Source organism: Lysobacter sp. yr284 (genome assembly GCF_900107375.1).
In the GTDB taxonomy this organism is placed as follows: Bacteria; Pseudomonadota; Gammaproteobacteria; order Xanthomonadales; family Xanthomonadaceae; genus Lysobacter.
Genome location: NZ_FNPT01000003.1, coordinates 383,976 through 395,622, shown reverse-complemented (window position 1 = coordinate 395,622; position 11,647 = coordinate 383,976). Strand labels below are relative to the sequence as shown.

The window sequence follows — 11,647 nt, the reverse complement described above, 5'->3', positions numbered from 1 at the left end:
ACTTAAATCCGCGTCCGACACGCAGGCCAGCGCACGCGCGATCCATCCGATCGCCACCATCCTTGCGCGGGCAACAGCCCATCGGTAGAGTTGAAACCGGTTACATATCACGGCCGCAACGGCGGTGGCGGACGACGCGCAAGCCTCGCCGCCCGGCCCGCAGCGCTGCGGTCGATCATTCGTCATCCTTGGGGACACCGGTGATTCGCGAAGACTATTTGCGCAAGGTCGCTGCCGCCATCGCCTCGGTCGAGGACGATCCCTCGATCGCCGTGAACATCGGCTACGCCACCGACATCATCAACGAGGTCGGCCTGGACAGCCTGAAGATGACCGACTTCATCCTCGGGCTCGAGGACGACTTCGGCATCAGCATCGATTTCGACAAGGTCGAGTACGAGACCTTCACCCGCGTCGACCGCCTGATCGATTTCCTGATCGAAGCCACCGGCGCGTCCGCGCCCTCGCCCGTCGCGTCCTGACCGGAGCGCACCGCATGCAGCCGCAGTCGTCCGCCGCGCTCGATCGCCACGCCTTCGAGCGCCTCAAGCAGTCGATCCGCAACAAGGCCGAAAGCAGCCGCGGCCTGCGTCGCGACCCGGGCTACGCCACCGCGATTCCCGAAGAGATCGGGATCAAGCTCAACAACCGCTGCAACCTGCGTTGCACCCACTGCTTCGAGTGGAACGAGGACGGCTACCACCACGACATGATCCACAGCACGGTGCGCGACGAGGTGCCGATCGAGCTGCTGCGCAGCGTGCTCGAGCAGACCCGCGGGGTGAGTTCCAAGCTGTTCCTGTGGGGCGGCGAGCCGCTGATCTATTCGCAGTTCGGCAAGATGGCCGAGCTGATCGCCGCCGAAGCGCGCTGGACCACGATCTGCACCAACGCCATCACCACCGAGCGCCGCTACGACGACCTGGTGAAGATGTCGGCCAACCTGGAGTTCCTGGCCAGCCTGGAAGGGTTCGAGCAGGAGAACGACGCGATCCGCGGCAAGGGCACCTACGCCAAGGTGATCAAGAGCGTGGACCTGCTGCTGGACTCCAAGCGCCGCGGCGAATACCGCGGCGAGGTCGCGGTGCAGCTGACCATCAACGACTCGATGATCGGGCGGCTGTACGAGTTCGTCGAACATTTCGAGCGCGTCGGCGTGGACTCGGTCCACCTGACCTTTCCCTGGTACATCTCCGGCGAGACCGCCGGCGAGATGGACCGCTACGTCGGCGAGCATTTCCCCTGGGCGATGCCGAAGCTGGACTTCCTCAAGCCCAGCTGGCACTCGTTCACCTACAGCCTGTCCGAAGAGCATCACCGCGCCCTGGCCGACGAGATGGCGCGGGTCTCGGCCCGGGTCTGGAACACCCGCGTGCGCTTCAAGCCGGCGCTGGAAGACGACGAACTGCTCGACTTCATCCGCGGCAGCTCGCGTCCGGGCCAGCGCCGCAGCCAGTGCCTGGCGATCACCAACCGCATCGACATCCTGCCCAACGGCGACGTCTCCAGCTGCAAGTTCTTCCCCGAGTTCTCGATGGGCAACCTCAAGGACGCCAGCCTGGAAGAGGTCTGGCACGGCGAGCGCTTCGGCGAAGTGCGCAAGACCCTGGCCTGCGGGCTGATGCCGGCCTGTTCCAAGTGCGTGCTGCTCTACCTCAACGGGCGCTGAGGCGCATGCGCGGCAGCGCCGACGGCCATTGGAAACGCAACGGATGATCGAAGTCGAACGGCTGTCCAAGACCTTCGCGTACCACACCAAGAAAGAAGGTCTGCTGGGCTCGATCGGCAACCTGTTCCACCGCCCCACCCTGCGCAAGGACGCGGTCAGCGAGGTCAGCTTCCGCATCGACGGCGGCGAGATCGTCGGCCTGCTCGGCCCCAACGGCGCCGGCAAGTCGACCCTGATCAAGATGCTGTCGGGCATCCTGTATCCCACGTCCGGCTCGGCGCGGGTCGCCGGCTACGTGCCGTGGGAGCGCGCGCTGGCCTTCCGCCGCAGCATCGGCATCGTCATGGGCCAGCGTTCGCAGCTGTGGCCGGACCTGCCGGCGATGGACAGCTACCTGCTCAACCAACGCATCTACGATGTCGAGGAAACCGCGTTCCGGCGGGTGATCGGCGAACTGTCGGAACTGCTCGACGTGCGCCGCCTGCTCGACATCCAGGTGCGCCGGCTGTCGCTGGGCGAGCGGATCAAGCTCGACCTGATCGGCGCGCTGCTGCACAGCCCGCGCGTGGTGTTCCTCGACGAGCCGACCATCGGCCTGGACTTCGCCGCGCAGAAGAGCATCCGCGGCTTCATCCGCGACTACTGCGAGCAGTTCGGCGCCACCATCGTGCTGACCAGCCATTACTCGACCGATATCGAGGACCTGTGCCGGCGGGTGATCGTCACCCACCACGGCAAGCTGCTCTACGACGGCGAGCTGGCGCGCATCGCCGACCGCTTCTCGTTCGCCAAGATCGTGCGCTTCCGCACCCGCTCGCCGGCCGCCGCGGCCGCGCTGCCGTTCGACTACGCGCTGCAGGAAAAACCCGATGGCGAGTATTGGATCGAGGCGCGCTCGGAGCACGTCAACGAGGTGATCCGCGTCCTGCTCGACCGGCTGGAAGTCGAGGACCTGCGCATCGAGCACCTGCCGCTGGAACGCAGCATCGAGTCGCTGTATGTCGGCTGAGGCGCCCGCGCATTCGCGCCGGCGGCGCCCGTCCGCGTCGCTGCATGCGGTCGCGCTGGGGCTGCAGGAAGCGATGCAGCACAAGGCCGACTTCGCGCTCGGCTTCCTCAGCGCCGCGTTCCCGCTGTTCGTGCAGTACTACCTGTGGTCCTCGCTGTATGCGCGCGGCTATTCGATCCCCGGCTACGCCTATGCCGACGCGCTGCTGTACTCGGTGCTGGCGGCGGTGGTCGGGCGGCTGGTGCACACCGGCTTCGAGTACGAGGTCGGCAACGACATCAAGCACGGCGGCCTGGCCCGCTACCTGGTCCAGCCGGTGGCCTATGTGCGGCTGCGGCTGGCCCACTTCGTCGGCGGCAAGCTGCCGATGTACGCGATCATGGGCGCGCTGCTGCTGGCCGCATTGCTGTTCGGCGGCGCGGCCGCGGGCGAGCGCCTGGGCCTGCTGCCGGCGGTGCTGGCGGCGGTGGCGCTGGGCGTGGCGATCAATTTCCTGATCTTCCTGTGCGTGAGCTTCACCTGCTTCTGGTTCGACGAGGCCGCCTACCTGTTCGAGGGCATCCGCATCGGCATCGTCGTGCTCAGCGGCGGGATCGTGCCGCTGGCGGTGTTCGGCCGCGCCCAGGACGCGCTGCACTGGCTGCCGTTCCGCTACATCATCTCCGCGCCGATCGAGATCGCGATGGGGCGGATCGACAGCGCCGCGGTGCCGCAGCTGCTCGGGCTGCAGCTGCTGTGGGTCGCGGTGTTCGGCGCGGTCGCCTGGGCGATGTGGCGGATCGGCCTGCGCTCGTTCATGGCCACGGGGGGCTGACCGATGCTCGGCGAAGTCCTGCGCCACCTGCGCATCTACGGCGTGCTGCTGCGCAACTCCTTCATGGTGCAGATGGAGTACCGCTTCAACTTCTACGCCGGCCTGGTCATGGAGACCGGGTTCCTGCTGTCCAAGCTGGCCTACGCCTACGTGATCGTCAGCGCCGACGTCGACTTCGGCGGCCTGCGCCCGTCCGAGGCGCTGGTGGTGCTGGGCTGCTACACCCTGCTGACCGGGTTCTACACCTGCTTCTTCATGGCCAACAACTTCGAGCTGTCGGCCAAGATCCGCAACGGCGACCTCGACCTGGTGCTGGTCAAGCCGGCCTCCGGCCTGTTCCTGGTGTCGTGCGCGCGCGCCGAGTTCAGCCTGTTGCTGCCCAACGCCATCGCCGGCGTCGCCATGATCGTCTACGGCGCGCAGTTGTCGGACGTGCCGCTGAGCGCGGCGACGGTGGCGGCGACCCTGGTCGCGCTGGGGCTGTCGCTGTCGGTCGCCTACGCGATCATGATCCTGCCGCAGTTCCTGGCGTTCTGGTTCGGCACCACCCATGCGGTGACCCAGCTCTCGCACTCGCTGTGGGACCTCAACACCGTTCCGGCCGCGGCGTTCGCGCGCGGGGTGCGCCTGTTCGGCACCTTCGCCCTGCCGATCTTCATGGTCACCAACTACCCGGCCTATTTGTTGCTCGGCAAGCTGCCGGCGCACGGCTACCTGTGGCTGCTGGCCGCGCCGGCGGTCTGGCTGGGCCTGACCGTGGCGCTGTGGAAGTACGCCCTGCGCGCCTACAGCAGCGCCAGCGGGTGGTCGCAGTGAGCGCGGGCGAGGCCGCGGCGGCAACGCCGGCGTCGCCGCCCGCGCAGGTACGGCTGCCGCTGGCGGCGCCGTCCATCGACAGCTATCCGCAGCATGCTTACTACCTGTCGGTGATGGAGCTGCAGCCCGGGGCGATCGATTGGGTCTGCAGCAACTACCTGCAGCTGTCGGCGTTCCCGGCGCCGGAGACCGACGAGCTGTTCTTCTTCGACTTCTTCGTGCCGGAGATCGAGAAGCACATCAATCCCTGGCTGTCGTTGCAGAAGATCGACCGGCGCTATTTCGCCGCGCTCACCGGCGACCCGGTGCAGGCGCTGCGCGACGCGCTGGCACGCGGCTATTACCTCAAGCTGCCGCTCGACGAGTTCCACGTACCGGGCACCGACTCGCACCAGCGCACCCACTATCCGCACCCCTCGCTGCTGCACGGCTACGACGAGCAGGCGCGCGCGTTCGAGTTCTCCGGCTACCTGCAGGGGCGCTACGCGCAGGGGCGGATCGGCTACGACGCGTTGCGCCGCGCGGTCGAGGGCCTGGCCGAGTGCGGGCCGCCGGAGTACCCGGCGCTGTTCCTGGTCAAGCCGCAGTGCAACTGGCCCTACCCGTTCGATCCGGTCGCGGTCGGCGAAGGCCTCGCCGACTACCTCGGCGCGCGCAACTCGATGGCGCGCTACCGCACGATGATGTCGCCGGTGGACATGCGCTTCGGCGTGGACGTCTACGAAGCCTTGCGCAGCTATGCGCTGGCGGTCGCCGCCGGCGCGGCGCGCAGCAACCCGCTGCCCGCGCACCTGCTGTACGAGCACAAGCGGCTGATGGCGCGGCGGGTGCGGCGGATGCTCGAACTCGGCGCGATCGGCCTGGCCGGCGCCGCCGGCGCGGACGAGTGGATCGCGCGCGCCGACGCGGTCGCCGAGTTGGGGCTGCGGCTGCGCGCGGAGTACCTCAAGCTGCACCGGCGCCCGCAGCGCAGCGCGCCGCCGGACGCGCTGGAACGGCTGATCGACCGGCTGCGCGCGAGCGAGGCCGCGCTGCTCGGCGATCTGCTCGCCGCGCTGAAGGCGCCGGCGTGAGCCTGCGCATCGGCGTGCTCGGCGCGGCCGAGATTTCGCCGCTGGCGATCTTCCGCGCGGTCGCGGCCCTGCCCGGCGCCGAACTGGTGGCGATCGGCTCGCGTCGCCCGGGCGCCGCGCAGGCGCAGGCGCGCCAGCACGGCCTCGACTGCGCCTGCCTGGGCTACCCGGAACTGCTGGCGCGGGCGGACATCGATTGGGTATACGTGCCGGCCGCCAACAGCGAGCACCACGCTTGCTGCGAAGCGGCGCTGCGGGCCGGCAAGCACGTGCTGGTGGAGAAACCCGCGACGCTGTCGGCGCTAGAGCTGCAGGCGCTCATCGCATCGGCGACGGCGCGCGGCCTGTGCCTGGTCGAAGCGGTCATGACCCGCCACCACCCCTGGCAAGCCTGGCTCGCCGAGCGAGTGCGCGCACGCACCTGGGGCCGGCTGCTGCGCCATTCGACCCGCCTGCGCCACGGCCTGCGCGAAGGCGACCATTTCCGCCTGCGGCCCGGCGGCGGCGTGCTGTGGGACGACGGCGTCTATTGGCTGCAGGCCGCGCAGGCCGCCGCCGGCATCGCGCTGGGCGCCTGCGCCATCGAACAGGCCCAGGCCGATGCCGCCGAAGTCCCGACCCGCGTGCGCGTCGGACTGGTCGCGGCCGATGGGGTGGCCACCGACTTCGACGCGCAGTTCGCCGTGCCGCGCCAGGCCGAGCATGCGTTCGAGTTCGAGCGCGCCCGGGTCGTGCTCGCCGATTTCTTCCGCGCGCGCATCGGCCGGCACAAGATCCATCTCGACATCGCCCATGCCTCGGGCGAACGCGAACGGGTCAGCTTCGACGAGCAGAACTACTACCTCAACCAGCTCGCCTATCTGGCCGGCGACGCGCGCGATGCCGACTGGCCAGCGCAGGCGCAGCGCAGCGTCGAGCGCATCGCGATGCTGGAGGCGTTGCATCGGCGGCTGCAATCCGCAGCGCTCGAGCGGCCCGCGGCCGGCGCCTAGCCCGCGCCCAGTTCCAAGGCCAGTTGCCGGCAGTACTCGGGCACCGTCGCCCGGTCGCGCAGCAGTTGCGCGTGCATGCGCTCCAACGCCTCGCGCTGCGCGCCCTGCTCGCGCCATTGCTCGAACCACGCGCCGTAGCCGCGTTCGATCCAGGCCTCGGCATTGGCCTGCTCGTGCTTGCCCGAGGGCGCCAGGAACAACACCGGCGTGGCCGCGGCCATCGAGTCGATCAGGGTCGAACCGCCCGGCTTGGACACCACCGCCAGGCTGGCGCGGGTGATCTCGAACAGGTCCGGCACGGCCTCGGATTGGCGGTAGCGCAGCGCGCCGTCGGCATCGAGGAAGCCCAGCCGCGGGAACTCGCCCAACTGCTGCGGCCCGGTGTCGCGCCAGGCCCGCCACTGCGGGTCCAGCAGCAGGTTGCGCACGCCCTCGCGCGGCTGCAGGTCGGCGACCGCGCCGCGCACGATGCTGGCGCGATACCCGGCGCCGAGCGCGTCGTCGAGCGCGGCCGCGAAGGTGCCCACGCTCCAGCCGCCGCCGTGCAGCAGCAGCTCAGGCGGCCGCTGCGCGTGCGCGATCGGCGCGGATTCGCCGATCTCCAGCCGGTACGCCGCCCGCGCTGCGGCGCGGTCGATGAAGTAGCGATGCGCGGCCTCGGCGAACTCCGGGCGCTGCGCATACGGCAGCCACGACGGCGACGGCACCGAATCGATATGCAGCGCTTCGACCGTGCAGTGCGCGCGCTCGCGCGCGTACGCGGCGGCCCACGGCAGCCAGAAGCCGGACAGCACCAGCAGGCGCGATACGCCCGCGGCGTCGAGTTGCGCCGCCAGCGCGGCCAGCGCCTGCGCATCCAGGGTCGGCGAAATATCGCGCACCAGTTGCTGCGACATGCGCAGGGCGCGGAAGTCGCGCTGGTGGCGTTCGCGCGCGCGGATCAGCGCGTCCTCGACCTCGGCGGGCTGGAACGCTTCGAGCACGAACACCCGCCCGCGCACGCCGTGGCTGCGCAAGCGGCGGGCGATCTCCAGGCCCGGAATGTAGACGCCCAGGGCGACGCCCGAGCACAGGATGGCGACCTCGCGAACCGGCGCGTCCGCTGTGTCCGCCATCGGCGCGGCTCAGCCCCGGCCCGCGCCGGCGGCGAGCAGTTCGAAGCCGACCGGCTCGCCGGCATCGGCCGACGGCGCCACCCACAGGTCGAACCAGCCCGGTTCGGCCAGCAGGCGGTTGTCGACGCCGCGGAATTCCAGGTCGCTGCGGCTCAGGGCGAACTCCACCACCCGGCTTTCGCCCGGCGCCAGCGCGATCTTGCGGAAGCCCTTGAGCTCGCGGATCGGCCGCACCCGGCTGGCGACGCGGTCGCGCACGTACAACTGCACGACTTCCTCGCCGGGGCGCTGGCCGCGGTTGGCGATGCGCGCGCGCACGTCCAGGCGGCCGTCCCAGTCCAGGCTCGCGGCGCTGAGCTCGACCGCGCCGTACTCGAAGCGGGTGTAGCCCAGGCCGTGGCCGAACGGATACAGCGCGGTGTTGGCGGTCTCGCGCCAGCGCGTGCGGAACGCCTCCAGCCCGGTGCCGGGCTGGTACGGACGGCCGCTGGAGGTGTGGTTGTAGTAGTAAGGCTGCTGGCCCGAATCGTGCGGAAAGCTGATCGGCAGGCGGCCGCTGGGGCTGTGGTCGCCGAACACCAGGTCGGCGACCGCGTGGCCGGTCTGGGTGCCGAGGAACCAGGTCACCAGGATCGCCTGCGCCGCCTGCAGCGCCGGGCTCAGCGCCAGCGCGCGGCCGTTGCGCAGCAACACGATCACCGGCGTGCCGGCGCCGACCACCGCCTCGACCAGCGCTTGTTGCGCCGCCGGCAATACGATCTGGGTGCGCGACTGCGCCTCGCCGGTGTAGCGCGTGGGCTCGCCGACCGCCAGCAGCACCGCGTCGGCGCCGCGCGCGGCCGCCAGCGCGGCCTCGATGCCGCCGTCGATCGCCTCTTCCATGCCGCAACCGTCCACCACCTGCAGCGCGGCCGGATCGGCCAGCGCCGCGCGCAGGCCGGTTTCCAGGTCGATCTCGCGGCTGCTGTCGCCGAAGATGTTCCAGCAGCCGGCCAGGTTGGCGCGGTCGCGCGCGAACGGGCCGATCAGGGCGATGCGCTGGCCGGACTTGCGCAGCGGCAGCGCGTCGCCGTCGTTCTTGAGCATCACCACGCTGCGCCGCGCCGCGTCGCGCGCCAGCGCGTCGTGCGCGTCCAGGTACGGCGCCGGCCCCGGCGGCGGCGCGGTCAGCGAGCGGTAGGGATTGTCGAACAGCCCCATCCGCGCCTTGACCGAGAGAATCCGCCGCACCGCGGTGTCCAGCGTTTCCACGGCGACTTCGCCGGCTTCGATCAGCGCCTGCAGGTGGTTCATGTACACGCCGCTCTGCATGCTCATGTCCAGGCCGGCGTCGAGGCTGAGCCGGGCGGCGTGCTTTTCGTCGGCGGCGAAGCCGTGTTCGATCAGTTCGAAATCGGAGGTGTAGTCGGAGACCACGAAGCCTTCGAAGCCCCATTGCTCGCGCAGGATGCCGGTCAGCAGTTCGCGGTTGGCGGTGGCGGGCACGCCGTTGATGTCGTTGAACGAGCTCATCACCGTCAGCGCGCCGGCGTCGATGGCGGCCTTGAACGGCGGCAGGTGCACGTCGAACAGGGTCTGCGGCGCGAGATCGACGGTGTTGTAGTCCAGCCCGGCGCCGACCGCGCCGTAGGCGGCGAAGTGCTTGGGCGTGGCCAGCAGCGAATCGTCGGCGGTCAGGTCCGGGCCCTGGAAGCCGCGCACGCGGGCGCGGGCGAAGGCGCAGGCCAGGAAGGTGTCCTCGCCGGTGGTTTCGGCGACGCGGCCCCAGCGCTGGTCGCGGGCGATGTCGACCACCGGGGCGAAGGTCCAGTGCAGGCCTTCGCGGGTGGCTTCCACCGCCGCCGCGCGCGCGGTGCGTTCGGCCAGTTCCGGCTCGAAGCTGGCCGCTTCGCCGAGCGGGATCGGGAACACCGTGCGCATGCCGTGGATGACGTCGGCGCCGAGCAGCAGCGGAATGCCCAGACGGCTTTCTTCGACCGCGATGCGTTGCAGTTCGCGGCCCTCGGCCGCGCCCACGCCGTTGAACAGCGCGCCGACTTCGCCGGCCTGGATCAGTTCGCGGGTGCGCTGCGGCCCCCACTGGAACGAATCGGGATTCACGTCGAAGGCGAAGGGACGGATCGAATCGGCCAACACCGAGAGCTGACCGATTTTTTCCTGCAAGGTCATGCGAGCGATCAGTGCATCGATATCAACGCGATCCGCCATTACGAGATGCACCTTGCGTGAAATAATCGTTCAGTTATGGTATGTAATCGATTACATAGCTGTCAACCGGCGGGCCTGCGCGCGGCCGGGTAAGCGGGCGGAATTCTCGCTCTTTACCCGCCGCGGCGACAGGCGCGAGGGGCGGCGCGCAAGCGCCGCCGGGCGATGGCTTCGATGCTGCCCTGCCCGTTCGCGCATGCGTGCGTGCCGCCGCCGCGCGTCCTCCCATAACCAGTGCGACCGCCCAGCCGATGATCACCCTGCTCGATGCCCTGCGCCGCCAGGCCCGCGACTTCCCCGACGCGATCGCGCTGGAACACGATGGCCAGACCTGCGGCTACGCGCAACTGGACCGCGACGTCGGCGCGCTCGCCGCGGGCCTGCGCGGGCACGGCTTCCAGGCCGGCGAGCGGATCGCGCTGTACCACGACAAATCCATCCGCATGGTCGCGATGCTGCTGGCGATCCTGCGCGCCGGCTGCATCGCGGTGCCGGTCAATCCCAAGCTCAAGCCGGCGCAGGTGCGCCACGTGCTGCGCGACAGCGGCGCCAGCGCCGTGGTCGCCACCGCCCTGCGCGCGGCCGAACTGGGCCGGCACAAGGCGCTGGCGCGCGCGCGGGTGTTGCTGACCGATTCGCGGCCGCCGGCGCCGGCCGCGAGCGCCGCGCCGGGCCTGTACTGGGAAGACTGCCTGGCCGCCGCCGCGGCGCCGCCGCCGGCGTCGCCGATCGACGCCGACGTGGCGCTGCTGATCTACACCTCCGGCTCGACCGGGCTGCCCAAGGGCGTGGTGGTCTCGCACCGCAACCTGGTGGCCGGCGCCGAATCGGTGGTGGCCTACCTGGGCATCGACCGCGACGAGGTCATCCTCGGCCTGCTGCCGCTGAGCTTCGACGCCGGCTTCAGCCAGCTCAGCACCGCGCTCGTCGCCGGCGCGCGGCTGGTGCTGCACAACTACGCCTCGGCGCGCTTCGTCCCGGCGCTGTGCGCGGCCAGCAAGGTCAGCCTGATCACCGCGATCCCGCCGCTGTGGGCGCAACTGGCGGCGGCGCCGTGGGGCGAGCACGCGCGCACGCTGCGCACCATCGCCAACACCGGCGGCCACATGCCCGCCTCGCTGCTGCGCAGCCTGCGCGCGGTGTTCGCGCAGGCGCGGCCGTTCCTGATGTACGGCCTGACCGAAGCCTTCCGCTCGACCTACCTGGACCCGGCGCAGATCGACCGCCGTCCCGACTCCATCGGCAAGGCGATCCCCAACGCCGAGATCCTGGTGCTGCGCCCGGACGGCAGCCGCTGCGCGCCGGGCGAACACGGCGAACTGGTCCATCGCGGCGCCCTGGTCACCCTGGGCTACTGGAACAACCGCGCCAAGACCCGCGAGCGCTTCCGCCCGCTGCCGCGCTCGATCAGCCCCGGCGCCCTGCCCGAGTACGCGGTGTGGTCGGGCGACATCGTGCGCGCCGACGAGGACGGCTATCTGTACTTCGTCGGCCGGCGCGACGAGTTGATGAAGATTTCCGGCTACCGGGTCAGCCCGACCGAGATCGAGAAGGCGCTGATGCGCTTCGGCGGCATCCGCGAAGCGGTGGTGTTCGGCGTCGACGACGAGGCGCTGGGCACCGCGCCGGTCGCCTTGCTGGTGCCGCAGGACGCCTCGTTCGACCTCGCCGCCGCGCTCGCGCACTGCAAGCGCGAACTGGCCGGCTACATGGTGCCGCGGCTGGCGGTATGCGCGGCGCTGGCGCATTCGGCCAACGGCAAGATCGACCGCGCCGGTTCGCGCGAGCTGTATCTGCGCATGCACGCGCAGGCGGCGGCTGCGCCGGTGCCGGCTTGACCGCCGCGGACGCGTTCGACACCATCGGCGCGGCCGCACATCGGCGGTCGCGGCCAGGCGCATCGCGACAGGCCACACGCGCCGGGTGCGCCGATACGATGCGCGACACGGAG

The 11,647-nt window shown here is 70.5% G+C and carries 10 protein-coding genes; 8 read left to right on the top strand and 2 right to left on the bottom strand.

Going from position 1 to position 11,647, the window contains the following annotated elements:
• Nucleotides 1–218 precede the first annotated feature (218 nt).
• The 7 genes from BLV01_RS08430 to BLV01_RS26210 are packed head-to-tail and all read left to right on the top strand — an operon-like array spanning nucleotide 219 to nucleotide 6,373.
• Nucleotides 219–482, top strand: coding sequence for a phosphopantetheine-binding protein (locus tag BLV01_RS08430; RefSeq protein WP_091797392.1), 264 nt, complete (start codon nucleotides 219–221; stop codon nucleotides 480–482).
• A 14-nt stretch (nucleotides 483–496) separates the two neighbouring features.
• Nucleotides 497–1,669: a radical SAM protein gene (locus BLV01_RS08425; RefSeq protein ID WP_091797317.1), complete on the top strand. Its 1,173-nt coding sequence runs from the start codon at nucleotides 497–499 to the stop codon at nucleotides 1,667–1,669.
• A gap of 43 nt (nucleotides 1,670–1,712) precedes the next feature.
• Entirely contained in the window at nucleotides 1,713–2,678 is a 966-nt protein-coding gene (locus BLV01_RS08420; protein ID WP_091797314.1) for an ABC transporter ATP-binding protein, read from the top strand.
• Nucleotides 2,668–3,492 carry an ABC transporter permease gene (locus BLV01_RS08415; RefSeq protein ID WP_091797311.1) on the top strand — a complete coding sequence of 275 codons (825 nt, stop codon included), beginning with the start codon at nucleotides 2,668–2,670 and terminating at the stop codon, nucleotides 3,490–3,492. The genes BLV01_RS08420 and BLV01_RS08415 overlap by 11 nt, the downstream gene beginning before the upstream one ends.
• A gap of 3 nt (nucleotides 3,493–3,495) precedes the next feature.
• Nucleotides 3,496–4,308: an ABC transporter permease gene (locus BLV01_RS08410; RefSeq protein ID WP_091797307.1), complete on the top strand. Its 813-nt coding sequence runs from the start codon at nucleotides 3,496–3,498 to the stop codon at nucleotides 4,306–4,308.
• Complete coding sequence (locus tag BLV01_RS26215) at nucleotides 4,305–5,381, top strand: hypothetical protein (RefSeq protein ID WP_175485827.1); 1,077 nt, start codon at nucleotides 4,305–4,307, stop codon at nucleotides 5,379–5,381. Before BLV01_RS08410 ends, BLV01_RS26215 begins: the two co-directional genes overlap by 4 nt.
• Nucleotides 5,378–6,373: a Gfo/Idh/MocA family protein gene (locus tag BLV01_RS26210; protein ID WP_175485826.1), complete on the top strand. Its 996-nt coding sequence runs from the start codon at nucleotides 5,378–5,380 to the stop codon at nucleotides 6,371–6,373. Before BLV01_RS26215 ends, BLV01_RS26210 begins: the two co-directional genes overlap by 4 nt.
• Here the strand turns inward: BLV01_RS26210 and BLV01_RS08400 are convergent.
• Both BLV01_RS08400 and BLV01_RS08395 read right to left on the bottom strand, forming a co-directional pair.
• Entirely contained in the window at nucleotides 6,370–7,488 is a 1,119-nt protein-coding gene (locus BLV01_RS08400) for a glycosyltransferase family protein (protein WP_091797304.1), read from the bottom strand. The two genes, BLV01_RS26210 and BLV01_RS08400, sit on opposite strands and share 4 nt — an antisense overlap.
• A gap of 9 nt (nucleotides 7,489–7,497) precedes the next feature.
• On the bottom strand, nucleotides 7,498–9,696 hold the full coding sequence (locus BLV01_RS08395) for a glycoside hydrolase family 3 N-terminal domain-containing protein (protein ID WP_091797299.1): 2,199 nt from the start codon (nucleotides 9,694–9,696) through the stop codon (nucleotides 7,498–7,500).
• Nucleotides 9,697–9,947: 251 nt separating this feature from the next.
• Here BLV01_RS08395 and BLV01_RS08390 point away from each other — a divergent pair, with 251 nt between their 5' ends.
• Entirely contained in the window at nucleotides 9,948–11,534 is a 1,587-nt protein-coding gene (locus tag BLV01_RS08390; protein ID WP_091797296.1) for an acyl-CoA ligase (AMP-forming), exosortase A system-associated, read from the top strand.
• Nucleotides 11,535–11,647 lie beyond the last annotated feature (113 nt).